The following is a 25,456-nucleotide window of genomic DNA, read 5'->3' as shown; positions in this document are numbered from 1 at the left end:
CCTTATCCGGAAGGCGCCGATGGTTTCCTATGTCGCGAAGCGACTCGCGATGTCGCTGTTGATCATCTTCATCGTCATCTCGCTGTCCTTCTTCATGATCCGGCTGATGCCGGGCAACCCGATGGCTGCGCTCGAGGCGCAGCTGCGGATGCAGGGTGGCCTGAGTGAGGTCGAGATCCAGCAACGGATCAGCTCCGTGTACGGGGTGACGCCGGACGCACCGGTCGGCGAGCAGTACCTCCAGTACGTGTGGGGCGCGATCCGCGGCGACCTCGGGGTGCCGATCATGAACCCCGGCACCACCGTGGTCGCCGTCATCGCCGAGGCGCTGCCGTGGACGATCATGGTCGTCGCGGTCTCGTTGATCGTCAGCTTCCTGATCGGCGTCGCGATCGGCGCCATGATGGCGGCATTCCAGAACAGCCGGTTCTCCCGGGTGATGACGTTCGTCGTGTCGTTCCTGAGCGCGATCCCGAGTTACCTGGTGGCGATCGCGCTGCTCTACTTCCTGACCAGCGTCTACCAGGTGTTCCCTTCCGGAGGCGCCTACGCGGTCGACGTGACGCCGGGCTTCAACGGGCCGTACCTGCTCAGCGTGCTCTACCACGCGTTCCTGCCCATCGTGGCGTCGGTGATCACGTCGTTCGGCGGCTGGGCCCTCGGCATGAAGGGCAGCGCGATCTCGGTCCTCGGCGCGGAGTACGTCCGGGCCGCCGAGGCCCGCGGGCTGAGCGACCGCCGGGTCACCCAGTCCTACGTCGGCCGCAACTCGATGCTGCCGATGGTGACCCAGCTGGCCCTCTCGATCGGGTTCATGTTCGGCGGTTCGGTCTTCATCGAGACCTACTTCCAGTACCCCGGGATCGGGTTCTACATGATCCAGTCGGTCGGTCAGCGGGACTACTCGCTGATGATGGGGTGCTTCCTGTTGATCACGGTCTCGGTGATCGTCACCAACCTGCTGGTCGACCTGCTGTATCCGCTGGTCGATCCGCGGATCGCGAACCCGGCGGCGCGCAAGCGGGCCGCGGACAAACCCACCGATCCCGATGAGGAAGTGCTGCCGGCCGGAGGGACGATGGCATGAGGTTCCTCAGTGACCTGTGGCGGATCCTCCGCAACGACAAGGGTGCTCTGGTCGGCGGCGTGATCGTCCTGATCTACGGCCTGGTGGCGATCTTCGGCCCGATCTTCGTCCAGGTGGGCGACGAGCAGGACGCGAGCCAGGCCTACCAGCCGCCGTCCTGGGCGCACCCGCTCGGCACCGACTCGCTCGGCCAGGGCGTCCTCGAACAGATCATCGTCGGCACCCAGCCGATCATGATCGTCGGCGTCCTGTCGGCGGTGATCACGATCTTCGTCGGGGTGGCGGTCGGACTGTTGACCGGCTACATCGGCGGCGTCGTCGACACGATCATCATGCGGATCACGGACATCTTCCTGACCATCCCCGGGCTGCCGTTGATCATCGTCCTGGCCAGCGTCATCCACACGACCAACCCGGTCGTCCTGGCCTGCATCCTGTCGATCACCGCCTGGGCCGGCCTGGCCCGGGCGATCCGGTCCCAGGCGATGAGCCTGCGCAGCAGCGACTTCGTCGAGGCTGCCCAGCTGCAGGGCGTCTCGCTCGGCAACATGATCGGCCGGCAGCTGCTGCCGAACGTCGGCCCGTACGTCGCGATCCACTTCCTGCTCGCGATCACCGGCGCGATCTACGCCTCGGTCGGCCTGTTCCTGCTCGGCATCGCGCCGATCAGCGGCAACAACTGGGGCATCATGATCAACCTGGCGATGGCGCAGGGTGCCCTGTACACCACCGACAGCGCCTTCTACCTGTTCTCCCCCATGGCCGCCATCGTCATCCTGCAGGTGTCCTTCGTGTTCTTCTCCCGCGCGTTGGACAGCGTCTTCAACCCGAGGCTGCGTGTCCAGTGAGCACCCCAGTGAGCAACGAAGATCAAACCCTGCTCGAGGTCGACGACCTGACCGTCGCGTTCGGTGACGGCCCCGGCTCGGTCCGGGCGGTCGAGAACGTCAGCCTCACCGTCGGCGCCGGCGAGATCTATGCCCTGGTCGGCGAGTCCGGCTGTGGCAAGTCGACGCTGGCGTACTCGCTGCTGCAGATCGTTCCGCCGCCGGGCCGGATCACCGGCGGCACCGTACGGTTCCGCGGGGCGAGCACCACCACGATGTCGAAGCGGGAACTGAACGCCCTCCGCGGCGCCGAGCTCGCGATGGTCTTCCAGGGCGCCATGAACGCCTTCAACCCGGTGCTGACGATCGGCACCCAGGTCGACCACATCCTGCAGGCCCACCCCGAGGTGTTCGCCGACCCGAAGGACGGCCGGGACTACTTCCGGCATCTGCTCGACCTGGTCCAGCTGCCGCCGGACCGGATCTGGAAGTCGTACGAGAGCCAGCTGTCCGGCGGCATGAAGCAGCGGGTGGCGATCGCCGTCGCGCTGCTGCTGAAGCCGTCGGTGGTGATCCTCGACGAGCCGACCACGGCGCTGGACGTGCTCAACCAGCGCCTGGTGATCGACATCCTCAAGGACCTGCACCGCAGTCTCGGGGTGACCATCGTCTTCGTCACCCACGACCTCGCGGTGGTCGCGGAGCTGGCCACCCGGGTCGCGGTGATGTACGCCGGCCGGCTGGTCGAGTCCGGCACCGTCGAGGAGATCTTCAAGGCGGGCCGCCGGCATCCGTACGTCGAGGCGTTGATCAACGCGATCCCGAGCGTGCTCGATGCCGGCCTCCGGGTCCGGCCGATCGGTGGCGCGGTGCCGAACCTCGCCGAGCTGCCGGCCGGCTGCCGGTTCGCGCCGCGCTGTGGGCTGGCCGAAGATCACTGTCACCAGGTCGAGCCGCCGTTGCTCGATGATGATCATGGACATCTGGTGGCCTGTCACGTCGTCAATCGCAGGGCCGAACTGGTGGAGGTGTCGGAGGCGTGAGTCTGCTCGAGATCCAGGATGTGACCCACACCTATGATTCCGGCACCGGCCGGCCGGTGCTGCACGACGTCAGCCTGTCCACCGGCGAGGGCGAGATCGTCGCGCTGGTCGGCGAGTCCGGCTGCGGCAAGACCACCCTGGGCCGGTTGATCGCGGGGCTGCACGAACCCAGCAGCGGCCGGATCTCCTTCGACGGCACCGACATCGCGCGGCTGCGCGGGCAGCACCGGCGGCAGTGGCGGCGCCGGGTGCAGATGGTGCACCAGGACCCGTACGGTTCGCTGAATCCGGGGTTGACGATCGGCAGCACCCTGGCGCCCGGGATGCTGCAGCACAAGCTGGCCACCTGGCGCACCGTGCAGCGCGAGATGATCAAGCTGCTGCAGCAGGTCGGCCTGGACGCCACCCCGGCGTTCCTGCAGCGCTACCCGCACCAGCTGTCCGGCGGCCAGCGGCAGCGGGTGTCGATCGCCCGGGCGATCAGCCTGCAGCCGAGCCTGATCGTCGCCGACGAGGTGACCAGCATGCTCGACGTGTCGATGCGGGTGGCGATCCTCGACCTGCTGCTGTCCTTCCAGCGCGACCGCGGCATCGGCTACGTGTTCATCAGCCACGATTTCGGGGTGGTCCGGTACTTCGCCCAGGGCGGCCGGATCGCGGTGATGTTCTTCGGCTACATCGTCGAGGAGGGCCCGGTGGAGGAATTGATCACCGCGCCGAAGCATCCGTACACCCACATGCTGCTGCAGGCTATCCCGGTGCCGGACCCGATGCTGGTCCGGAAGCGGGACGAGGAAGGACGCGACCCCGAGCGGATGATCGGCGAGCCGGCGACCTCCGGCTGTGTGTTCGCCAACCGCTGCCCGCTGGTGCAGGACGTCTGCCGGAAGAAGTCGCCCGAGCTGTCCGAGATCTCCTCCGGGCACCGGTCGGCCTGCCACTTCTCCGACGAGGTCCCGCCGCTGGTCCACCTGACCGACGACGCGGCCTGAGGTAACGATCATGATGAAGATGGCCGCCCGGGTCCTGCTGCGGATGGGCCTCGGCCTACTGATCATCTCCGTCGTCATCCGCCCGGCGATCCGTACCCAGGAAGGGATGATGGGCGACAACCTGGCCATCATCTCCTGCCTGGTCCTGATCATCACCGCCCTACTCGGCCTCAGGTTCGGCTCGGACGACAAGATCAGCAAGGCCGACGACGGACGCCGGCAGGCCGCCGGCCCGGTCGATCGTGATCACCGGCGGCCGGGCTGACGTGTCGGCGAGCAGCCGGAAGACGTCGGGCCGGTTGTAGTGCCCGGTCGGATCCATCAGGCGCCGGGTCGAGGCCACCAGGCCCAGGTCCAGTTCGGCCAGCAGGGTCTCCTCGCGCTCCCGGACCGGGCCGGCGATGATGCCGCCGTCGGGCCCGACGATGACGGTGTTGCCCTCCTCGATCCAGGGCCCGCGGGCGGCCAGGAAGCTCTCCGGCAGCAGCCGGTCCCGGTACGGGAAGTCGGCCGGCACCATGGCCTCGTGCAGCACCGGGTTGACCCCGATGACGTACATCCGGTTCTCCCGGGCCAGGTGCCGCATCGTGGCGATCCAGCCGTCGCCGACCGCCAGCGTCGGTGCCAGCCAGACGTCCACGCCCTGCGCGTACAGGTGGAAGCGGGCCAGCGGCATGTAGTTCTCCCAGCAGATCAGTCCGCTGATCCGGGCCGTGCCGGTGTCGATCACCGGCAGCGTCGAACCGTCGCCGGGCGTCCAGACCGTTCGCTCCGACCCGGTCGGCACCAGCTTGCGGTGCCGTCCGGCCAGCCGTCCCTCCGGCGAGAAGTAGAGCACCGTGTTGTAGAGCGAGGATCCGGTGGGCTCCCGCTCCTGGACCCCGACGACCAGCCAGACCCGGGAGCCGGCCGCGATCCGTGCCAACCGGTCGCAGTCCGGCGAACCGACGACCAGGGCGTTGGCCACCAGCATCCGGAACCAGTCCTCGTCGCCGTCCCAGATCGGCCGGGTGTCGATCCAGATCGGGGTGCCGGGGACGAACGCCTCGGGAAAGATCACCAGTTCGGCGCCCTGGCCGGCGGCGTCAGCGGTGAGCGCCTCGACCCGGTCGAGGTTGGCCGCGCGGTCCAGCAAGACGTACGCGGCCTGGACCGCGGCCACGGTCAGCGTGGTCACGGCGTCTTGGTCCCGACCGACAGCAGGTATTCCTGCTCGAACCGGGCCCGCTCCGGAGTGCCCCGATTCCACCGGTCGCAGAAGTCCTCGAGTGCCGTGTCGAACTCGGCCTCCAGGCCGTTCCTCGTCGCGTTGGCGCGGGCCGCGATCGTCGGCCCGTAGTAGGCCTTGAAGTGCTCGCCGTAGCCCTGGGCCTGGGTGAACGCGGTGATCTCCAGGGCCGCCTGGTCGTGCCGGCCGAAGATCACCCGATCACCGAAGAGCTCGTCGAGGTGGGCCTCGTTGCCCCACAGCGGCGGGGACGAGGCCCCGGCCGGAGGCGGCGGCGCGAACGGCTTCATCGTCGCGAACAGATCGCCGATCATGCCCTCCGGCGTCCAGCTCAGCAGCCCGATCGTGCAGCCCGGCTTGCAGACCCGGACCAGCTCGTCGGCGGCGGCCTGGTGGTGCGGGGCGAACATGACGCCGATCGAGGACATCACGACGTCGAAATGATCATCGGAGAACGGCAGCCGTTCGGCGTCGGCGGTGGTCCAGGTCAGCAGCAGTGCCGCCGCCTCGGCCTCCGCCCGGCCGGCGTCGAGCAGCTCGGGCGTGAGGTCACTGGCCGTGACCTCGGCGCCCATCCGGGCCGCCGGAACGGCCGCGTTGCCGGTGCCGGAGGCCACGTCGAGGACGCGGTCGCCGGGCCCGATCCCGCACGCCTCGACCAGGCGCGGACCGAGCGGCAACAGGAAGGTCTCGACCATCAGCGGGTAGTCACCGGAGGCCCACATGGCCCGGTGGCGCTGCTTGAGTTCTTGATCGATTGCGGTGGTGGACATGATCAGTCTCCTCTGAAGTGGTGAGGAGACTGACGCTAGGCGCGGCGCCCGGTCGGGAACTTCGGAACGATTCCCTATCTTTCGTTCGGGTCGATCCCCCGTCGTACGGCCTCGGCGACGGCCTGGCCGCGGTTGCTCACCTCGAGTTTGAGCAGCACGGCGGAGACATGGTTCGAGACCGTCTTCTCCGAGAGGAAGAGCTGGGCAGCGATCTCCGAGTTGCGTGCGCCCTTGATCATCAAGGCGAGCACGTCCAGCTGGCGGGCGGTCAGCCCGGCCGAGTTCGCCCGGGTCGCGGCCCGGGGTCCGAGCTTCACGCCCCGGGCTCCGCGTTCCCGGAGACGACGGGCCACGATGGCCGCCGCCGGTCGGGCGCCCAACTCCTGCAGCTCCCGCAATCCCTTGCGTAGCGTCGATTCCGCGCCGGAGGTCCCTCGTACGACGGCGGCCTCATAGGTGCAGCCGCGCTCGGTCCAGAAGGCCGCGGCAGTCTCGGCGTCGCCGGCCAGTTCGGCCCGGATCGGCGCCGGCAGTGGCAGCCCGGGATCGGGATGATCACGTCCGGCCCGGTGCTGCCAGCTGATCAACTCGCCGAGCGTCCAGGCATGCTCGCTGCGTTCGGCGAGCGCGTACGCCTGCTCGGCCTCGGCCGGGATGAGTTCCGGCGTGCCGGCCAGCCAGCGCGCCTCGGCGCGGGCGATCGCGACCGGTGCCAGCCGCTGCAACTCCCCCGTCGCCCGGGCGATCTCCCGGGCCTCGTCCAGCGCCGGCCACGGGCTCTCGTCGCCGCGGCGGGCGGCCAGCACCCCCTGCACGACCAGGGCGATGAACCTGCTGTGCGGCAGCGAACGCGGCGCCCGGACGAAGACCTGGCCGACCAGCGAGGCCGCCTCCGGCCACCGTCCCTGATCGAGCGCGACCCGGGCTCCCCAGGCGTCCAGATAGCTGCCCCACGACCGCAGGTCCTGTTCGTCGCAGAAGGCGCGACCGGCGTCCAGATAGCCGACGGCCTTGCCGTAGTCGCGGGTGTAGAGCGCGCTGGAGACGAGGTTCGAGTAGGCGACCCCGACCAGGTCGAGCAGGCCCGCGTCGAGGGCCAGCCGCAGGCTGTGCCGCAGTTTCTCCTCGCCCTCGGCCAGCCCGTGCGAGAACTCGACCGTCCCGACGTGCAGCAGCGCGGTGATCACCGCCTGGTCCTCGCCGAGTCGCTCGGCCAGCCGCAGCGCCTTCGTACCCCACTCCCGGGTTTCGGCCAGGTCGTAGTCGAACATCGGCGGCGACGCCCGCGTGGTGTAGGCCCGGACGAGTTCGGGGCTCGGCGGCAGCGTCTCGAGGAGTTCGACCGCCCGGGCCGCACTGGTACGGAAGCCGGCGCCGTCGCCGCGATACCAGGCCAGCCGGGACAGCCAGCGCTCGTCGTCGCCCTCGGCCAGCCGGTCGCCGGCGCGGCGGTGCTCGGCCAGCGCCTGCTGCCGCGCCGCCAGCGATTCCGGGATCATGCCCGCCAGGAAGCATGCGTACGAGCGATGAGCCAGCAACGCCGTGTGCTCCCGTTGATCCAGCCCGGTGGCATGGCGCAGGACGGCGGCATAGTGTGCGGCCGCCTCGCGGTGGGCACCCAGCCGGGCGGCGCGCTCGGCGGCCGAGGTGGCGTGCTCGACCACGGCCGGACCGTCGCCGGCTGCCTCGGCATGGTGTGCCAGCCGGGCCGGGTCGTCCCGGCCGGCGAGGGCCTCGAGAGCCGCCCGGTGCAGCGCCACCCTGCGGTCCGGCGGAAGATCATCTTCGATCGTCGCGCGCGCGATCTCGTGCCGGAACGCCACCGCGTCCCCCTCGGCCCGGAGCATGCCCGAGGCCAGGCAGGTCTCCAGCGAGGCAAGCTCCTCCGGGGCGATCCGCTGCAGCAGCCAGACCTCGGCCCGAGGGCGGGCGACGGCTGCCGCCTCCAGCAATCGCCGGGCGGCCGTGGGCAGCCGGCCGGCGCGGGCGAGCACCGCGTCACGGACGCTGCCGGGTGTCTCGCTGCCACCGTGAGCGAGCAGTTCCGTGACATAGAAGGGATTTCCCGCGGTCCGCTCGTAGAGTCCCGTCGCCGTGACGCCGCCGTCCGTGGCGAGCCGGGCGACGGCCGTGGCCGACAGAGGCTCGAGCACCAGCCGGTCGGCGGCGGTGACCTCGCCCAGCACCAGGCGGAGCGGATGGCGACGATCGAGCTCGTGCTCCCGATAGGTGATGATCACCAGCGCGCGCAGCGTGGCCAGTCGCCGGCCGATCATGCTCAGCGCATCCACCGTCGCCTCGTCGGCCCAGTGCAGATCTTCGAGGACGACCACGCTGGTATGCCGCACCGCGCCCGCCAGCGCCGCGACGGCCTGGGCGGCCGAGGCGTGGTCCGGGTCGAGGCCGGCGAGCAGGTCCAGCAGCGGCCCCAGCGGCCGGGGCGTGAACAGGGGCGCGGCGGCGCCCGCCAGCACCGGTGTTGCCGGGTGGCGTTCGGTGAAGGTGTCGATCAGGGCCGTCTTGCCGACGCCGGCCTCGCCGGCCACCAGGACCAGGCGTCCCACGCCGGAGGTACGGACCGCGGAGAGAAGATCATCCAGAGCCGCCAGTTGCGGGCCGCGCTCTAGCAACTCCATGATCGGGACGGTACCGCCGATCCACCCACCACGGGCCGAAACCGGTGCTGATCACGACCGGCCGGGGCCACCGCCGGCTCCGACGTCACCGCTCCCCTGCCGTCGGCCCCGCCGGGCCGCGGCGCCTCGCTCCTCCTCGTCGCGCAGTCGCCGCAGCCAGGTCCGGACCTGGGCGTTCAGCGGACGCTCGAGCCACCAGCCCAGGCCGAGCAGGGCGATCAGGCCGCAGCCGCCGACGGCGACGGCGATCAGGAAGGCGCCGAGATCCATGCCCGTCATGCTTCCCGCGGAAGCTGCGCCAACCCAGTGGCAAGAATGTCATGATCCGATAGATTCTGGTCATGCACGTCGTCGCGGTGGTGACCCTGGACGGGGCCGGCGGGATCGACATCGCCATGCCCTGCATGATCTTCGGCCAGACGTACCCGCGGCCGCTGCGGCACGGCAAGCGATCCTTGTACGACGTGCGGGTCTGCGGTCCGGAGGTGACCACGACCTTCTCCGGCGGTACGAAGACGTTCAAGGTCACCCCGCCGTACCCCCTGGCGGAGGCCGCTCGGGCCGACACGATCCTGGTGCCCGGGCTGAACCCGCACGACGTGCCGCCACCGCCGGAGATCGTCGACCTGCTCCGCGACGCGCACCGCCGCGGCGTCCGGATCGGCTCCATCTGCAACGGCGTCTTCGTCCTCGCCGCCGCCGGGCTGCTGGCCGGGCGCCGGGCGGCCGTGCACTGGGGCCATGCCGCCGAACTCGCCGCGCGCTATCCGGACATCCAGGTCGAGGACTCGGTGCTCTACCTCGACGACGGAGACATCGTCACCTCGGCCGGCGGCGCGGCCGCGCTGGACCTCTGCCTGCACCTGGTCCGGCGCGACTTCGGGTCCGCGGTGGCGGCCCAGACCGCACGCCTCACCGTGATGCCGCTGCAGCGCGACGGCGGCCAGGCCCAGTTCATCCACCATGCCGAGCCCGAGTCCGGCGGCAGCCTCGAGCCCGTCATGCGGTGGATGGAGGACCGTCTCGATCGGGACCTGACCCTGGCCGAGATCGCGAAGCGGGCCGCGACCAGCGTACGGACCCTCAACCGGACCTTCCGGGCCCAGACCGGCACCACTCCGTTGCAGTGGCTCATCCAGCGGCGCCTGCAGCGGGCCCGGGAACTGCTGGAGACAACCGACCTCTCGGTGGAGGAGGTCGCCTCCCGGGCCGGCTTCGGCACCGCGATCGGACTCCGCCAGCACTTCCGTCGCGTCGTCGGCACCAGTCCGGTCGCCTACCGGCGGAGCTTCGTCCCGGCTCCCCCGTCGTCGGGCCGGCAGCACGCCGGCAGAAGTTGATCATCGCGGACCACCTCGGACCGGAGCCGGCTCAGGACCGGACGACCTTGCGGCGCAGGGTGATCACGGCGGTCATGGTCAGGCTGAGCAGGACCAGGTAGCCGGGAAAGCCCCAGGTCGCCGGGGTCCAGTTGATCAAGGTCAGCAGGGTCAGGGTGCCGTTCACCCCGACCAGGACGTAGAAGACGGCGTTCTCCGACCACGGGTCGCGCCACGCCTTGCGTACGGTCGGTACGGCGCCGACCGCCTCGGCCAGGACCGCGAACACCACCGCGACCGGAGCCGCGTCCAGCCCGAGCCAGATGATCAACGAGACCACGGCGACCGCCCCGCAGGCGAAGTCGAACGCGGTCAGCCGGACCGTGGCCCGCTTGTTGACGAAGGAGGCGATCACCACCAGCAGCGGCCCGACGCCGATGGCCAGCGTCGACACCGCGGGCAGGCCGACCTGGCTGTCCAGCTGGGCGAAGAATCCGATCAGGGGTGCTGCCGCCCAGAGGATCCAGGTGACCCGGTTCGGGCTGGTCCGCCCGCGCAGGGTGCCGATCGCGTACCGGATCGTGCCGGTCAGCCCGATCGCGGCGGCAAGGAAGACGAAGTGCGGATCGATCACCCTCGAGACCTATCAGGTCGGACCGCAGCCCTTCGAACGCCGGGGTGTTGATCCGCTCCCGCGCGCCCGTCCAGCCGTGGCGTCCCGGAATACGGTCCGAGCGGGCACGGACCACGTCATTCGACTCTTCCACTCCGGCGATACGTCGCTTAAAGTCGGTCCAACCACCTTTTGTGTATCGATACAAGAAGGATGTCGGCGCCAATGACGGGGCAGACGACGACGGAGTCAGCGGGTGGATTCTCGCTCGATGAGCGAGCACGTCCCCGTGATGCTTCGACCCGGGCCGGTGAAGCCCTCCATCCGCTCGATCAGCATGCCGAGCGCGGCCGCGACGAGGTCCTCGTTCTGGGGGTCGATGGAGGTCAGGGTGGGCACCGCGAAATCCGTGTCGGGCAGGTTGTCGAAGCCGACCACCTGGACGTCCTCCGGGCAGCGGAGCCCGGCGTCGACCAGGCCGCGGAGCACGCCGTGGGCGACGCTGTCGGTCGTGCAGACGACGCCGTCGAAAGTGGTGCCGGCGGCCACCATCGTGGCGATCGCCTCGTTACCCATCCGCTGCGGCGAGGCATCGGCTGTCTTGACGACGAGCGCCGGGTCGATGGGCAGCCCGGCCTGGGTCAGGGCGCTCAGATAGCCGTCGGTGCGCAGCGTGATCATGCGCGAGGTGATCAGGTTCCCACCGGCCATCGCGATCCTTCGGCAACCCTTGTCGAGCAGGTGTTGGGTGGCCAGCCGCGTTCCCTCGACGTTCGCCATCGCCACGTGGTCGACGGCCGGGTCGGACATGCTCTCGCCGAGGAACACCACGGGGAAGTCGTTGCGGACGCCGTCCGGCAGCCGTTCGAGTTGGGTGGCGTTGATCAGCAGGCCGTCGTAGAACAGCGGCGATCGCTGCCAGGTCGCCACCTCGGCGTCCAGCCGGCCGCCGGTCGCCTCGATCGCGACGTGGTACCCGAGCGCGGAGGCCCGGGCCGTCACCGCGCTGGCGAGATGGGCGTTGTACGGGTGCTCGATGTGGCCGACGGCCAGCCCGATCGCACCCACCCGCCCGCGCCGGAGCGCCCGCGCGGCCAGGTTCGGCTGGTAGTCGAGTTCTTCGATCGCGGCCAGCACGCGCGCCTTCGTTTCCTCGCGCACGCGCCGGTTTCCGTTGATCACGTGCGAGACGGTCATCGTCGAAACGCCCGCCCGGCGAGCAACGTCCGCCATCGCTGTCACCCTCCGAACTATAGGCGAACCCCCCGATCCCGACCCGTTCGTGACGTCCACCCCTGAGGAGAATCCCGTGTCCCAGTTGCGCGCCGTGATCAATCTCGACGTGGCAGGCCCCACCGTCAGCAGGCACCTGTACGGCCACTTCGCCGAACATCTGGGCACCTGCATCTATGGCGGTATCTGGGTCGGCGAGGACTCGAGCATCCCGAACGTACGAGGCATCCGTACCGACATCGTCGAGGCGCTGCGCGGGATCGCGATCCCGAACCTGCGCTGGCCCGGCGGCTGCTTCGCCGACGAGTACCACTGGCGCGACGGGATCGGTCCCCGCGAGGACCGGCCGTCGATGGTGAACACCCATTGGGGAAACGTCGTCGAGGACAACAGCTTCGGCACCCACGAGTTCATGGATCTGTGCGAGCAACTCGGCACCGAGCCGTACATCAGCGGCAACGTCGGCTCCGGCACCGTCCGCGAGATGGCCGAATGGGTCGAGTACCTGACCCGCGGCGGCGAGGCCCCGATGTCGGCCCTGCGGCGCGAGAACGGGCGGGCCGAGCCCTGGCGGGTGAAGTACTGGGGCATCGGCAACGAGACCTGGGGCTGCGGCGGCAACATGCGCGGCGACTACTTCGCTGATCTTGCTCGCCAGTACTCCACCTACTGCCGCAACCACGACGGCAACGTCTTGTACAAGATCGCTTCCGGCGCGCGCAGCGACGACTACGCGTGGACGCAGTCGCTGATGCAGACGATGGGCGATTACGGCTGTGGCTGCAACCCGAAGCACTACTTCGACGCCGTCTCGTTCCACTTCTACACCGGCCTGACCAACCGCAAGCACGGCAGCGCGATCGACTTCGGCACCGACGAATACCTGGAATCTCTGGCCAACGCCTGGCGGGTCGAGTCCATGATCAAGCGGCACAGCAACGTCATGGACGTCTACGATCCCGAGGGCCGGATCGGCCTGGTCCTCGACGAGTGGGGCACCTGGTGGGCCGTCGAGCCGGGCACCAACCCGCGCTTCCTCTACCAGCAGAACGCCCTCCGGGACGCGCTGATCGCCGGCCTGCACTTCGACGCGTTCCACCGCAACGCCGAACGCCTCGTGATGGCGAACATCGCGCAGACCGTCAACGTCCTGCAGGCCATGCTGCTGACCGCCGACGACGTGTTGATCAAGACGCCGACGTACCACGTCTTCGAGATGAACCAAGATCATCACGATGCCGCCCGGCTGGACGTCCACCTGCTCGACGCCGTACCGACCGCGCAGGACAACGACGACCGGTCGGTGCCGCTGATCACGACGACGGCCACCACGAAGGACGGCCACGCCCTGATCTCGCTGACCAACCTCGACCCCGATGCCGATCACACCGTGACCTACGACCTGCGCGGCGGTGCCCCGTCGGACCTCTCGGCCCGGATCCTGCAGGCCGACTCCCCGCAAGCCCACAACACCCGCGAAGCCCCGGACACCGTGGCGCCGGCCGCCTACGACGGCACCGCCCTGTCCGGGAACACGCTCACGGTCACGATCCCGGCCCACTCCTTCGTCACGGTCCGGTTCGTCACCGGCCGTACCCAACCATCCGAATCGGAGGACCAACGATGATGCATCCGATCACCCGCCGCGGCTTTCTGGCGGCCGCCACCGCCGCGGCCGCCACCACCGGACTCGCCGCCTGCAACCTCAACCGCGGCGCGCCCAACCAGGGGCCCGGGCAGGCGCCCGGCGAGGAGGCCCCACCACCCGACGGCACCAAGGAAGTCGCTCCGGGCGTGCTGCGCAAGGACTGTCTGATCTTGGAGAACCCCACCGGCCGGATCACCACCCCGGACGACTTCAACCGGTGGCGGCCCGGCTTCACCGGGTCGTCGACCGGACTCCAGCAGATCGGCCTGGACGCGCTCTGGTACATCGATCCGGACGCCGGCGTGAACGGCGTCTGGGACAACGCCTGCGCCGCGGAGAAGCCGATCTACAACAGCGACTTCACCCAGATGACCGTCAAGCTCCGCGAGGGCCTGATGTGGAGCGACGGGGTCGAGTTCACCGCCGAGGATCTCCACTACACAGTCGATCTCCACATGAACAACGACGGGTGGTCCTTCACGGGACAATTCCAGGGCAACGTCGCCAGCATGGAGATGCCCGACAAGTACACGGTGATCTTCAACCTCAAGCAGCCGAACTCGCGTTTCCACGCGTACTTCACCGTCCGGTGGGCGGCCTGCTGGATGATGCCCAAGCACATCTTCGAGAAGGAATCGGACCCGCTCGCCTTCAAGTTCAACCCGCCGGTCAGCCTGAGTGCGTACAAGCTCAAGGACTTCGACCCGAACGGCAACTGGTACCTGTGGGAGAAGCGGGAGGACTGGCAGAAGACGTCCATGGGGCTGATCGGCGAGCCCGGCCCCAAGTACGCCATGTACACGGCTCCCGGCCCGAGCGACAAGCGCGTGATCGCCCAGACCCAGCACAACCTCGACGTGATCCACGACCTGGCGCCCGAGGGGATGATCAAGCTCGCCAAGGAGAGCCCCTCGTCGGTGGGCTGGTTCAAGAGCTTCCCGTGGGCGCACCCGGACCCCACGCTGCCCATGGTGATCTACAACAACGAGAAGCCGGGCCTTGATCGCAAGGAGGTCCGGTGGGCGCTCACGCTGGCGATCGACATCGTCCGGGTGTCCCTCGCCTCCTACCGCGGTGCGGCCACGCTGTCGGCGATCCATGTCCCGCCGACCGGTCTCTATCCCCAGTACTACTTCGATCCGCTGGAGCCCTGGCTCAACGAATTCACCATCGACGTCGGCGGCAGTCCGTACAAGCCCTTCGATGCCGAAGCGTCCAACCGGGTCGCGGAGGAGGCCCGGAAGACCCTTGGTGATCTTGTCCCGACCGACCCGGAGCAGATCAAGACCGCGCTCGGTCGCGGCTGGTGGAAGCACGACCCGGCGGCCGCCGAGCAGTTGATGCTGGCCGCCGGGATGAAGAAGTCGGGCGACAAGTGGGCGCTGCCCGACGGCTCGCCGTTCAAGATCGCGTTGCTGAGCGCGGCGGAGAGCAATCCGACGATGAACCGGGCGGCGAGCATGGTCGTGGAATCGTGGAAGGAGTTCGGCATCGATGCCAGCCACGACGCCCGCGACAACACCGGCGATCTGGTCGGCCCGGGCGACTACTCGGCCGCGATCGGCTGGACGATCGAGACCTGGGGCGGCCATCCCGACCTGTTCTACTTCCTGAACTCGTGGCACTCGAGGTTCTACGTACCGTCCGGGAAACGGGCGACCGGCTCGAACACGATGCGCTGGAAGCACCCCGACCTGGACCGGATCATCACCGAGATCCAGAGCCTGGACTTCGACGATCCGAAGGGAATCGAGCTCGGCCAGGAGTTCATCAAGCTCGCCGCCGCCGAGATGCCGGTCACGCCGATGATGAGCTACAACGTCTTCACGGTCTGTGACACGACGTACTTCGACGGCTACCCCACGGTCGACAATCCGTATACGAACCCGGTGCCCAACTGGGGCAACACGAAGTACATGTTCATCAAGATCAAGCCGAAGAGCTGATCATCGACAGGTCCCGCTCCCGGCGCGGCCGGCGCCGGGAGCACCAACCCCAAAGGAGGGGCGAGTGCGGACTTTTCTTCTCCGATATCTGATTCCCCGCATCGTGCAGTTCATCGTCGTGATCCTGATCGGCGTGACGGTGGCCTTCATCATTCCGCGGCTCTCGCCGACGAGCCCGGTGGAATCACAGATCGGCTTGATCACCAGCAGCGGTTCGTCGATCGATCCGGAGGCCATCCAACATCTCCGGGAGTCGCTGACCGAGATGTACGGCCTGTCCGGCAGTCCGGTCCAGCAGTACTTCGCGTTCTGGGGCAGGCTGCTCCGCGGCGATCTCGGACCGTCGCTGTCGAGCTTCCCGACCCCGGTCAGTGAATTGGTCGGGCGGGCGATGCCGTGGACGCTGTCCATCGTGCTCGCAGCCACCCTGTTGTCCTGGGTGCTGGGCAACCTCTTCGGCGTGCTGGCGAGCTACTACCCGCGGAAGCGGCTGCTCGGCGTGATCGACGTCGCGAGCCAGGCCGTCCGGCCGATCCCGTACTACGTGGTCGCGATCGTGCTGCTCGTCGTGTTCGCCTACGTGCTGCCGTTGTTCCCCTTCAGCGGCGCCTACCAGGTGGGCACCAGACCGGAGTTCTCCGCCGCCTTCATCCTCGACTACCTGTGGCACGCGGCGCTGCCCGGACTGACCCTGGTCCTGGTCGGCTTCGGCGGCTGGTTCGTCGGCATGAAGGCCCTGACCAGCAACGTGATCTCGGAGGACTACGTCGTCTATGCCGAGACGGCGGGGATCGCGCCGAAACGGATCCTGCCGCACTACGTCGCGCGGAACGCGATGCTGCCGCAGGTCACCGGATTGGGACTGGATCTGGGCACCGTCTTCTCCGGCGCCCTGATCATGGAGGTCGTCTTCGGATATCCGGGCATCGGCCTGCTCAGCCTGCAGGCGGTGTTCCGGAACGACTACTCGCTGATGATGGGCATCACCCTCTATTCGATCATCGGAGTCGCGACCGCCGTCTTCGTGATCGATCTCCTCTATCCGCTGCTCGATCCGCGCGTCCGGCACCAGTGAGGCGGCCTCATGATCAAAATCATCCGGGATCTGCTGAAGTACGACGTCCGCTTCCGCTTCGCCTTCGCCATGATCGGGCTGATCCTGATCATGGTCCTGCTGTCGTTCGTGTCGCCGTTCCCGCCCGACAAGACCTTCGTGGTGGCGATGGACTCCGGCCCCTCGCTGGAGCACCCGTTCGGCACCACGTCGCGCGGCCAGGACCTGTTCTGGTGGATGACCTTCGGCGTACGGAACTCGCTGCTGCTGGGCGTGATGACCGCCCTGATCAGCCGCGTGATCGCGATCGCGGTGGGGCTGACCGCCGGCTACCGGGGCGGCTGGGTCGACCGGGTGCTGATGTCGATCAACGACTCGTTCGTGGTCATGCCGCTGCTGCCGATCCTGATCCTGCTGGGCTTCCTGTTCAAGGGCCAGCTCAACATCTATCTGCTGGCGGTGCTGCTCGGCCTGTTCGGCTGGCCCTGGGACGCGCGGCTGATCCGGTCCCAGGTGCTGAGCCTGAAGGAACGGGCGTTCACCCGGACCGCCTCCTACAGCGGCGCGCCGTCCTGGCGGATCATGATCGCCGAGCATCTGCCGTTCGTGCTGCCGATCGTGTTCGCGACCTCGATCAACAACATGCTGTGGTCGATGGGCATGGAGGTCACGCTGAGCGTCCTCGGCCTGTCGGACCTGAGCCGGCCGAGCCTCGGCACCTCGCTGTACTGGGCGAACCAGCACCAGGCGCTGGTGGCCGGCGTCTGGTGGTGGATCGGCGCGCCGGTGCTGGTGGCGATGGTGCTGTTCGTCGGCCTCTACCTGTTGATGTCGAGCGTCAACGAGTACATCGATCCCCGTACCCGACTTCGCCTGATCGGAGCCTGAGATGGATCCCCTGCTGAGCGTGACGGACCTCAAGGCGTACTACCGGACCGAGGCCTACGGCGTCTCCCGGACGGTACGGGCCGTCGACGGCGTCTCGTTCGACCTGTATCCCAACGAGATCTACGGTCTCGCCGGTGAGTCGAGTTGTGGGAAGACCACGTTGATCAAGGTCATCTCGGGCAACATCAAGAACCCGCTCCGGGTGGTCGGCGGCCAGGTACGATTCACCGCCGAGGGCATCGACCGCGACATGGTGTCGATGACCAGCGACGAACTGCGCAAGACGATGCGCTGGAAACAGATCTCGTACGTCATGCAGGGCTCGATGAGCGTGCTGAACCCGGTCCGCCGGATTCTGCGCACGTTCGCCGACATCGTCGCCACCCACCGGGGAATCCGCGACCGGGCCGAGTTCCGGAAGGAGATGAGCGACCATGTCGCCCGGCTCGGGCTGCCGTCCGAGGTCCTGCACTCGTTCCCGCACCAGCTCTCCGGCGGCATGCGGCAACGGGTGGCGATCGCGCTGGCGACGATCTTCCACCCCAAGTTGATCATCGCCGACGAGCCGACCACCGCGCTCGACGTGGTGGTGCAGCGAGGCGTGCTGCAGATGCTCAAGCAGGTCCAGGCCGAGAGCCGCAACACGGTCCTGCTGGTGACCCACGACATGGCGGTCCACGCCAACGTCGCCGACCGGGTCATGATCATGTACGCCGGGCGGATCATGGAGGAGGGCGTCACCGAGACGATCTTCCAGGCGCCGCGGCATCCGTACACGAAACATCTGATCGCGTCGCTGCCGAAGATCGGCGAGCGCACCGCCCGGGCCTCCCTGCCCGGCAGCCCACCGAACCTCTCCGACCCACCCGCCGGCTGCCGCTTCCACCCCCGCTGCCCGGCGGCCATGGACGTCTGCCGGACCGTGGTCCCCGAGACGCTCCAGCTCGCCGACCGGCACCGGGTCGCCTGCCACGCCGTCGCCATGGAGGAAGGCCTCCCGCTCCCCCGGCCTGACCTGGCGCCCGCCACCGGCAGCACCGCCGCCCCGAACCGGACGGAGGACCTGCTGTGACCGCCACCGAGCCGGCGCCGCCGCTGTTCGAGCTGGACCATGCCGTCGTGACGTTCCGGATCGGCTCGCTGCTGGCCGGCAGCCGGCTGGTCGCCGTCAACGACGTCTCGCTGAGCCTTGCGGCCGAGAAGCCCGAGATCTTCACGCTGGCCGGCGAGAGCGGCAGCGGGAAGACGACCCTGGCCCGGGTCATGTTGGGTGATCAGGCGCCGTCGGGCGGCCAGGTGCGGTTCCAGGGCACGCCGGTGGCGGAGGTGATCAGGGCGGGCGGCCACAAGGCCTTCATGGCGGAGGTCCAGCCCGTCTTCCAGAACCCGTTCGAGACCTTCAACCCGCTGCGTCACGTCCAGGAGTATTTGATCGACACCGCCCTGAACTTCCGGGTCGCGAAGAACCGCCGGCAGGCCGCCGAGGCGGCGGATGCCGCACTGCGGACGGTCGGCCTGTCGCTCGAGGAGGTCCAGCAGCGTTACCCGCACGAGCTGTCGGGCGGGCAGTTGCAGCGGGTCTCCGTGGCCAGGGCGTTGATCCCGAAGCCGAAGGTCATCGTCGCCGACGAGCCGGTCTCCATGGTCGACGCGTCCTTGCGGATGGAGATCGTCAACGTCTTCAAGCGGCTCCGGGACGAGGAGGGGGTGACGGTCATCTACATCACCCACGACCTGGCGACCGCCTACTACATCTCGGACCGGATCGCGATCATGCTCCGCGGCTTCGTCGTCGAGTCCGGCCCGGTCGAGGAGGTGCTCGACCATCCCGCGCACCCGTACGCGCAGCTGCTCAAGGAGTCGATCCCCGAGCCGGCCCCGGAGGACAAGGCGGCCTGGACCCGTCAGATCACCCTCGGCGCGACCGAGGCCCGCGAGTTCAACCAGGCCGGCTGCAAGTTCGCCAGCCGCTGCCCCTCCGTGATGGAGCGGTGCCGGCTGACCGACCCGCCCGACTTCCCGGTCGGGAACCGGCAGGTCAAGTGCTATCTGTACGACCGGGCGGAGGTCGGCGACCGAAAGCCGTGACCGCGGACTCGTCCTCGGCGACTCCGTCCCGCGGGCTGCGGAGGATCTCGGAGAAGGCGGCGTGCCGCAGGATGGCGATCGCCTCGTCGATCGCCGCAACGGCCTGAGTGGCGCGCGCCTCGACGCGGCCGTCGGCCAGGCCGGCCACGGCGGACAGCTCGAACGCAGCCCGGGAGAGGCTGAGGATCACGCGATGATGGAGTTCGGGGATCGTCTCGGCCGTCGCGTCGTCGCCGTCGATCCGACCGTCGTACGTCATGGCGACAGCCGACGCCCGGTCGCGGCCGTCGCTCCTCGTTCCCGCACCACCCTGAATCGACGTCCGACCGGGGAACCAGGCCCGCACCGAGCCTCTGGTCGTCGTCGCTGGCTCGACCTCGGCATGAACTCCATGGTCCGACCCTTCCGGCACGACGAACAGTGGCCAGGGTCCGGGGCCCGAAAGCGCCAGTTTAGCCCCGGCCGGCGGTCCGGTGCAGCGGCCGGCCGGCGCCGGCCTCCACCGTGGGCCCGGTTTCCAGGGTCATCCGCACCCGGGACCTTCGCCCCTTAACCGGCGCCCGTTCGCTTGATGGACTGGGGGTTCCGTCGGCCGAAGTGGAGTTGATCATGGCCAGGTTCCTGCTGAACCGCCCCGTTGTCGTCGGGATCGACGACTCTCCGTACTCCCTGGCAGCGCTCGAGTGGGCGGCGCGGTTCGCCGTACGGCATCGTCACCCGCTGCGGATGGTCCACGTGCCGGGGCGGCATCTCGACGAGACGGAGTCCCTGCAACGGCGGGTCGCGGCCACCCTCGCGGCGATGAACCCGAGCCCGACCTGGGTGGCGTGGAAGGTCCGGCCGGGGTCGGCCGCCGAGATCCTCTCCGAGGAGGCGGTTGCCGCCCGGCTGCTGGTGCTCGGCCACCGCGAGCCGCGGCCCGTGATCGGCTCCACGCTGCGGGGCGTCCTGATCCGCGGCGTCGGCCGGGTCGCCGTCGTTCCCGGTTCCTGGACCCCGGACCCGGCGCCCTCGCGAAGGATCGTCGTCGGGATCCGTGATCGGCGGTCGGTGCCCGCCCTCGACCTCGCGTACGACCTCGCCGTCGCCCAGGGATCGACGCTGTGCGTGGTGCACGTGACGCGCCGGCCGGTGCCGCATCCGGACCGTACGGTCGCCCAGGAGACCCGCCGGATCGAGGCCGAAGGCCACGCCATCGTCCAGACCGTGCTGGACGAGGTGAACCGCCGGGTCGATGTACCGCTGGACGTTCAGGTGGTCCAGGGCGACCCGGGCGAGGTGCTGCTCCGGGCGTCCTCCGATGCGGAGCTGCTGGTGCTCGGCGGGCGCCTCTGGGCCGAGATCCCGGTCCGGCTGGGCTCCGTGGTCGAGCAGTCGCTCATCCACGGCGACCGGCCGGTGGCGATCGCCCACCCGTCCCGGCGCCGGCCGCTGCGACAGTCCGCCGGCGACCGCTCGCGATCGTCGATGATCACGAACGGTACGGCGGGTACCCGGGTCGACGAGCTGAATTGATCATGGTCGCGGTCACCGGGCCTTGATCACCGACGCCGGCGCAACGGCGCCGACCGGGACCGGGACCGTCAGGTATTCCCAGGGTTCCGGGGCGGTGCCGACCCAGGACCGGTCGGCACTCGCCGCGCCCACCAGCCGGGCGAAGGCGGCCCGGTGCCGGGCCCGCGGGACCTCCACCGTGATCGTGCCGGCGTCGGCCGGCCGCCGGCGCGGTGCCGTACCGGACCAGCGCAGCAGCGGTGCGTCCAGCAGCTTCGCCACCCGCTGCGCCGTACGGAACGCCACCACCTGGGTCGGGCGGACCCGACCCGCCGCATCGATGGCGAGCACGGCATCCGCCCGCCCGACCGTCTCCCACACCTCGCGGGCGAGCGTGGACACCGGCGTGACCGGCAACTCGGCGAGTCCATGATCAAGAATCTCGAACTCGCCGACGCCCAGGTCGTCCGCGGCCTCGACGATCCGATGGCTGAGGCCGATCCAGTGGCCCGGTGTCGCGCCCAGCCGTTGCCCGTCGGACAACGACACGACCTGGACGACCGAGCCGGCGTCCGCGAACGCCCGGATCATCCCGCCGAGCGCGAACACCATGTCGTCCGGCCGAGCACTCACGACCAGGAGGAACTTCACCGACGGGACCACATCAACCGGGATATCCATGATCAAACGGTCGTCCGCGCCGCCGCTCACCGCCACGAGCGAACGGCACGGATACCCGGGACCTTCGGCCCGTGCGGGCCAGGGGCGATCGGAGCCGGGTCGGCGACCGTTGACCCTGACCCCGGGCCGGCTGCCGGAGAGACGCTCGGAGTCCGACTACCGAGGGGACGGTCCGATGGACGCCGCCGACTATCCGATTCGTATCGAGGGCCGCCTGGATCCAGAACTCAGCCGTTGGCAATGGCTGGTGAAATGGCTGCTCGCGATACCGCACTATGTCGTGCTGGCCTTTCTGTGGCTGGCCTTCCTGGTGCTCAGCGTCGTCGCGTTCTTCGCGATCCTCTTCACGGGGCGCTATCCACGGGCGATCTTCGACTTCAACGTCGGCGTGCTCCGGTGGAGCTGGCGGGTCACCTACTACTCGTACGGCGCGCTCGGCACCGACCGCTACCCGCCGTTCTCGCTGGCGGATCAGCCCGACTATCCGGCGCGGCTGGAGGTGGACCATCCGGTACGGCTGTCCCGGGGCCTGGTCCTCGTCAAGTGGTGGCTCCTGGTCATCCCGCACTACCTCGTCACCGCGATCTTCCTCGGCGGCGGCGTCTACCTGACCACCGAGACCGGCGCCACCCAACCGGTGGCCTGGCGCGGCAGTCTGATCAGCATCCTGGTGATCATCGCGGCGGTCGTGCTGCTGTTCACCGGCCGCTATCCCCGGACCGTTTTCGATCTTGTTCTTGGCCTGAACCGGTGGGTGCTCCGGGTCGTCGCGTACGCCGCTCTGATGACCGACACGTACCCGCCGTTCCGGCTCGACCAGGGCGGCAGCGAGCCGACTGCCGGCGATCACCCGGCCGAACGAGCTCCACAGCTGGCCGAAAGTGACGTTCGCTGAAGCCGACGGCACGCCCTCGCTCGAGTCGAGGACCGGACCACCAGGAAGGGAGCGGAGCATGCACACCGACCGCCGGGAGACCAGGGTCTTCCTGAGCAGCGACGAGATCCGAGGGTTGCGCTCCGTGTCGTACTGGGCGTTGATCGTGATCACGATCTTCAGTGCCGTCACCGCCGCAGGCGGAGGAATCGGGTTGTTGATCACCGGCGGGCTCGGGATGCCGATCGCCATCCTCGCCGACGGCCCGTTTCCGACCTTCGTCTGGCCCGGTCTGATCCTGCTGATCGTCGTCGGCGGCAGCCAGGCCCTCGCCGCCGTACTGCTGCTCCGGCGTCGGGAGACGGCCCTGATCGCGGCCGCCGTCGCCGGCTTCGGGATGCAGATCTGGGTGTTCGGCGAACTGCTGGTGATCGGCGAGGGCTCCGCGCTCCAGTTGGCCTACTTCGGCACCGGCACGCTGCAGTTGATCTTCGTGTTCGCGCTGGCCGGGATCGCCGGCTGGTTGCCGCGAGCCCCGTTGCGGCCGGCCGGCCGTCGATGGCGGCCAGGAACTCCGAATCCGAGTCCGGCTGCGCCGTCGTCGAGCCGCTCGTGATCACCGCACCGTCCTGGCGCCGCGCGACCTCGGGCGTCGCAGGCCAGGGGCGAAGGTCCTCGATCCGGCCCGCCGGGCCGGGCCGGAGGACAGGTGACGACGGGCAGAACGGCACTGGCCGCCCGCAGCCGCGGCGACGAGCCTGACAGATGAGGAAGGGAGTCCGACGATGATGTTCTGGTACGGCGACGGTATGGGCGGTTGGGGTTCGCTGCTGATGACTGTGAGCATGGTGATCTTCTGGGGCACGGTGATCTTCCTGGTCGTGGCGCTGACCCGCCACCTGTCCCGCACGCAGCGACCGGCCGCAGGCCTCCATACCTCCGCAGAGCAGTTGCTCGCTGAGCGCTTCGCGCGCGGTGAACTCGACGAACAGGAGTACCGCTCCCGGCTGAACGTGCTCCGGCACGGGCCGGAACCGCACTGAGGCTCGTCCGCCAACCACCGTAGGAAAGGACGAACCGATGCAGAGTGCCGAGGGACGGTCCGTTGCCGACATCCTTGCCGAACAAGGAAAACGACTCGCGAGCGACCTCGGCGGCGGAACCCGATTCTTTCGTCTGGACGTCCCCAGGAGTCGACTGGATCTTGGCCGGCGAGGTCGCCGAGGAGGCGACGGGACACGTGTCGGTCTTGATCAACAACGCCGGCCCGATCCGGACTCCGATGGCCGCAGGTTCGACGACACGATGACTTCTGCTCCCGCTCAGGGGATGACGGCCACCGAACACCGGGCCTGGTGGACCGCTCCGTTGGCGACGGAGCCGAGGTGCAGCCCGCTGCCGCGGCGACGTCGACCGACCACCAGCAGCTCGGCCTTGCCGGACGCGGCGACCAGGGCGTCCACCGGGTGCCCGGCGACGACCTCGCCGGCCAGGTCGAGCCCTGGGTGACGTACCGACGCATCGGCGAGCAATGCACTCAGCCGGCGCCGCAACGCCGACCCCGCCTGCTCGGTGAAGTCGTGCAGGACGCGGTGGCGGGAGGCGGCCGAGCCGGGCCAGCCGCGTTCCGCCGCAACGACCCGCAGGTCCACCCCGCGCAGCGAGGCCTCGGTCGCCGCGAACTCGAATGCCGCGACATCCTGGTCGGCCAGGACGGGGTCGGACAGGTCGATCCCGAGCACGATCCCCGTGACGGTCGGATCCTTGGGTTCGCGGACGATGACGACCGGACAGTCCGCGGCCGCGGCGGCCCAGGTCGCCACCGAACCCAACAACTGGTCCAGGTAGCCGCCGGAGCCGTGGCTCCCGACCACCAGCAGGTCGGCGTCCCGGGCCGCTTCGGTCAGGCCCGACCACGCCTCGCCGCCGCGCCGTTCGACACTGACCGAACTGCCCGGCCGGCTCTCCTCGGCCGCCGCCCGCGCCTCGGCCAGAGACCGGTCGCCGTCCTCCCGCGCCCATCGGCCGACGGACGCGTGCGGGTCTCCCTCTGCCATCTCGTTCGCCCAGGTCGGGACGACCGCCACCAGGTTCAGCCGGGCGTCGCCGAGACCGGCCCGTGCCGCCGCCCAGCGCACCGCGGCCAAGGCCTGCGGCGAGCCGTCCACCCCGATCACGATCTTGGTCATGCATCCTCCAGCTCTCGACCGATTCGACGGTCACCAGTCCAGCCGAGAACCTCCCGACCGGTAAGGGACCGAGGGACCCGGAGATCGGGACCTTCGTCCCGGGGAACAAAGCGCGAACCGTCGCTCGCGGGGCTGACGTGTGATTGAGTTCGATCATGGAGCCCGAGCAACCGATTTCGGTGTTTGTCGTCGACGACCACGAGGTCGTACGGCAAGGAGTGCGCGCCCTGCTGGACGCCGACCCGGGCCTCGAGGTCATCGGCGAGGCCGGCACGGCCGCCGAGGCGGTGACCAGGATCCTGGCCCTGCGGCCCAGGGTCGCCGTGCTCGACGTCCGGTTGCCGGACGGGGACGGGATCATGGTCTGCCGCGAGGTCAGGTCCAAGCTGCCCGAGATCGCCTGCCTGATGCTCACCTCGTTCCCCGACGACGACGCCCTGTTCGAGGCCGTGATGGCCGGAGCCTCCGGGTACGTCCTCAAGCAGGTCCGCGGCACCGACCTGATCGGTGCCGTGAAGACGCTGGCCGAGGGCAAGTCGCTGCTCGACCCGGACAGCACCCAGCGGATGCTGCGCCGGCTGCGCGAGCGTGATCAGGATCCCGCCGATCCGACCAGCACCCTGACCGATCAGGAGCGGCGGATCTTCGAGCTGATCGGTGAGGGCCTGACCAACCGGCAGATCGGCGAACGCCTCTACCTGGCCGAGAAGACCGTCAAGAACTACGTGTCCAACCTGCTGGCCAAGCTCGACATGAACCGCCGCACCCAGGCGGCCGCCCTGGCGGCGACACTGAAGGCCGGCCGCCGGAAGACGACCTTCCGGTCCTCCGACGACGACTGAC

Annotated in this window: 26 protein-coding genes; 17 read left to right on the top strand and 9 right to left on the bottom strand. The window is 69.2% G+C overall.

From position 1 onward, the window contains the following. Positions 1-19: 19 nt before the first annotated feature. From ACFQU4_RS03840 to ACFQU4_RS03820, 5 genes are read left to right on the top strand one after another with little or no spacing between them, the layout of a single operon-like run. Positions 20-1,087 (top strand): ABC transporter permease, encoded by a 1,068-nt coding sequence (locus tag ACFQU4_RS03840; RefSeq protein WP_377487184.1) that lies wholly within the window; start codon positions 20-22, stop codon positions 1,085-1,087. Then, a complete protein-coding gene (locus tag ACFQU4_RS03835; protein WP_377487181.1) occupies positions 1,084-1,935 on the top strand; it encodes an ABC transporter permease in 852 nt (283 codons plus the stop codon). The genes ACFQU4_RS03840 and ACFQU4_RS03835 overlap by 4 nt, the downstream gene beginning before the upstream one ends. Continuing rightward, positions 1,932-2,957, top strand: a complete 1,026-nt coding sequence (locus ACFQU4_RS03830; protein ID WP_377487178.1) for an ABC transporter ATP-binding protein — start codon at positions 1,932-1,934, stop codon at positions 2,955-2,957. The genes ACFQU4_RS03835 and ACFQU4_RS03830 overlap by 4 nt, the downstream gene beginning before the upstream one ends. Then, complete coding sequence (locus ACFQU4_RS03825) at positions 2,954-3,949, top strand: ABC transporter ATP-binding protein (protein ID WP_377487175.1); 996 nt, start codon at positions 2,954-2,956, stop codon at positions 3,947-3,949. The genes ACFQU4_RS03830 and ACFQU4_RS03825 overlap by 4 nt, the downstream gene beginning before the upstream one ends. Before the next feature lie 10 nt (positions 3,950-3,959). Further along, positions 3,960-4,214, top strand: a complete 255-nt coding sequence (locus ACFQU4_RS03820; RefSeq protein ID WP_377487172.1) for a hypothetical protein — start codon at positions 3,960-3,962, stop codon at positions 4,212-4,214. Here the strand turns inward: ACFQU4_RS03820 and ACFQU4_RS03815 are convergent. The 4 genes from ACFQU4_RS03815 to ACFQU4_RS03800 form a co-directional block, all read right to left on the bottom strand. Then, the gene (locus ACFQU4_RS03815) at positions 4,110-5,126 is read right to left on the bottom strand and encodes a carbon-nitrogen hydrolase family protein (protein ID WP_377487169.1); all 1,017 of its coding nucleotides are present in this window, start codon (positions 5,124-5,126) and stop codon (positions 4,110-4,112) included. The genes ACFQU4_RS03820 and ACFQU4_RS03815 overlap by 105 nt on opposite strands. Further along, positions 5,123-5,950 (bottom strand): class I SAM-dependent methyltransferase, encoded by an 828-nt coding sequence (locus tag ACFQU4_RS03810; protein WP_377487166.1) that lies wholly within the window; start codon positions 5,948-5,950, stop codon positions 5,123-5,125. Before ACFQU4_RS03810 ends, ACFQU4_RS03815 begins: the two co-directional genes overlap by 4 nt. Before the next feature lie 74 nt (positions 5,951-6,024). Next, complete coding sequence (locus ACFQU4_RS03805) at positions 6,025-8,586, bottom strand: ATP-binding protein (protein ID WP_377487163.1); 2,562 nt, start codon at positions 8,584-8,586, stop codon at positions 6,025-6,027. Positions 8,587-8,637: 51 nt separating this feature from the next. Further along, the gene (locus tag ACFQU4_RS03800; RefSeq protein ID WP_377487160.1) at positions 8,638-8,856 is read right to left on the bottom strand and encodes a hypothetical protein; all 219 of its coding nucleotides are present in this window, start codon (positions 8,854-8,856) and stop codon (positions 8,638-8,640) included. A 71-nt stretch (positions 8,857-8,927) separates the two neighbouring features. On the opposite strand from ACFQU4_RS03800, the gene ACFQU4_RS03795 reads away from it, so the two are divergent. Then, the gene (locus ACFQU4_RS03795) at positions 8,928-9,926 is read left to right on the top strand and encodes a GlxA family transcriptional regulator (protein WP_377487157.1); all 999 of its coding nucleotides are present in this window, start codon (positions 8,928-8,930) and stop codon (positions 9,924-9,926) included. A gap of 31 nt (positions 9,927-9,957) precedes the next feature. On the opposite strand, the gene ACFQU4_RS03790 is transcribed toward ACFQU4_RS03795, so the two are convergent. Further along, positions 9,958-10,539 carry a hypothetical protein gene (locus ACFQU4_RS03790; RefSeq protein WP_377487154.1) on the bottom strand — a complete coding sequence of 194 codons (582 nt, stop codon included), beginning with the start codon at positions 10,537-10,539 and terminating at the stop codon, positions 9,958-9,960. 228 nt (positions 10,540-10,767) lie between these two features. Further along, a complete protein-coding gene (locus ACFQU4_RS03785) occupies positions 10,768-11,751 on the bottom strand; it encodes a LacI family DNA-binding transcriptional regulator (protein WP_377487151.1) in 984 nt (327 codons plus the stop codon). 76 nt (positions 11,752-11,827) lie between these two features. On the opposite strand from ACFQU4_RS03785, the gene ACFQU4_RS03780 reads away from it, so the two are divergent. The 6 genes from ACFQU4_RS03780 (at position 11,828) to ACFQU4_RS03755 (ending at position 19,375) form a co-directional block, all read left to right on the top strand. Further along, complete coding sequence (locus tag ACFQU4_RS03780; RefSeq protein WP_377487148.1) at positions 11,828-13,378, top strand: alpha-N-arabinofuranosidase; 1,551 nt, start codon at positions 11,828-11,830, stop codon at positions 13,376-13,378. After that, a complete protein-coding gene (locus ACFQU4_RS03775; RefSeq protein ID WP_377487145.1) occupies positions 13,375-15,345 on the top strand; it encodes an ABC transporter substrate-binding protein in 1,971 nt (656 codons plus the stop codon). The genes ACFQU4_RS03780 and ACFQU4_RS03775 overlap by 4 nt, the downstream gene beginning before the upstream one ends. A 64-nt stretch (positions 15,346-15,409) precedes the next feature. Further along, complete coding sequence (locus tag ACFQU4_RS03770; RefSeq protein WP_377487142.1) at positions 15,410-16,420, top strand: ABC transporter permease; 1,011 nt, start codon at positions 15,410-15,412, stop codon at positions 16,418-16,420. Positions 16,421-16,429: 9 nt separating this feature from the next. Next, positions 16,430-17,287, top strand: a complete 858-nt coding sequence (locus tag ACFQU4_RS03765) for an ABC transporter permease (RefSeq protein WP_377487139.1) — start codon at positions 16,430-16,432, stop codon at positions 17,285-17,287. 1 nt (position 17,288) lies between these two features. Further along, on the top strand, positions 17,289-18,359 hold the full coding sequence (locus tag ACFQU4_RS03760; protein ID WP_377487136.1) for an ABC transporter ATP-binding protein: 1,071 nt from the start codon (positions 17,289-17,291) through the stop codon (positions 18,357-18,359). After that, positions 18,356-19,375, top strand: coding sequence for an ABC transporter ATP-binding protein (locus tag ACFQU4_RS03755; protein ID WP_377487133.1), 1,020 nt, complete (start codon positions 18,356-18,358; stop codon positions 19,373-19,375). Before ACFQU4_RS03760 ends, ACFQU4_RS03755 begins: the two co-directional genes overlap by 4 nt. Here the strand turns inward: ACFQU4_RS03755 and ACFQU4_RS03750 are convergent. Next, positions 19,326-19,634, bottom strand: coding sequence for a hypothetical protein (locus tag ACFQU4_RS03750; protein ID WP_377487130.1), 309 nt, complete (start codon positions 19,632-19,634; stop codon positions 19,326-19,328). The genes ACFQU4_RS03755 and ACFQU4_RS03750 overlap by 50 nt on opposite strands. Before the next feature lie 350 nt (positions 19,635-19,984). On the opposite strand from ACFQU4_RS03750, the gene ACFQU4_RS03745 reads away from it, so the two are divergent. Continuing rightward, complete coding sequence (locus ACFQU4_RS03745) at positions 19,985-20,890, top strand: universal stress protein (protein WP_377487127.1); 906 nt, start codon at positions 19,985-19,987, stop codon at positions 20,888-20,890. A 12-nt stretch (positions 20,891-20,902) separates the two neighbouring features. Here ACFQU4_RS03745 and ACFQU4_RS03740 read toward each other — a convergent pair whose 3' ends face one another. Next, entirely contained in the window at positions 20,903-21,550 is a 648-nt protein-coding gene (locus tag ACFQU4_RS03740; RefSeq protein WP_377487123.1) for a PIG-L family deacetylase, read from the bottom strand. A gap of 175 nt (positions 21,551-21,725) precedes the next feature. Here ACFQU4_RS03740 and ACFQU4_RS03735 point away from each other — a divergent pair, with 175 nt between their 5' ends. The 3 genes from ACFQU4_RS03735 to ACFQU4_RS03725 all read left to right on the top strand — a co-directional run bounded on the left by ACFQU4_RS03735 (position 21,726) and on the right by ACFQU4_RS03725 (position 23,467). Next, positions 21,726-22,445 (top strand): DUF4389 domain-containing protein, encoded by a 720-nt coding sequence (locus ACFQU4_RS03735; RefSeq protein ID WP_377487120.1) that lies wholly within the window; start codon positions 21,726-21,728, stop codon positions 22,443-22,445. Between the two features lie 58 nt (positions 22,446-22,503). Continuing rightward, complete coding sequence (locus ACFQU4_RS03730) at positions 22,504-23,040, top strand: hypothetical protein (RefSeq protein ID WP_377487117.1); 537 nt, start codon at positions 22,504-22,506, stop codon at positions 23,038-23,040. Between the two features lie 169 nt (positions 23,041-23,209). Continuing rightward, positions 23,210-23,467, top strand: coding sequence for an SHOCT domain-containing protein (locus ACFQU4_RS03725; protein ID WP_377487114.1), 258 nt, complete (start codon positions 23,210-23,212; stop codon positions 23,465-23,467). Between the two features lie 279 nt (positions 23,468-23,746). Here the strand turns inward: ACFQU4_RS03725 and ACFQU4_RS03720 are convergent, their stop codons facing one another. Then, positions 23,747-24,613 carry a universal stress protein gene (locus tag ACFQU4_RS03720; protein WP_377487111.1) on the bottom strand — a complete coding sequence of 289 codons (867 nt, stop codon included), beginning with the start codon at positions 24,611-24,613 and terminating at the stop codon, positions 23,747-23,749. Between the two features lie 155 nt (positions 24,614-24,768). Between ACFQU4_RS03720 and ACFQU4_RS03715 the strand changes: the two genes are divergently transcribed. Continuing rightward, positions 24,769-25,455, top strand: a complete 687-nt coding sequence (locus ACFQU4_RS03715; protein WP_377487108.1) for a response regulator — start codon at positions 24,769-24,771, stop codon at positions 25,453-25,455. Position 25,456: the final 1 nt, after the last annotated feature.

The organism is Microlunatus sp. GCM10028923 (assembly GCF_042666975.1).
GTDB lineage: Bacteria > Actinomycetota > Actinomycetes > Propionibacteriales > Propionibacteriaceae > Microlunatus.
The sequence above is the reverse complement of the archived record's forward strand: the minus strand, read 5'-3'. Positions and strand labels throughout refer to the sequence as shown.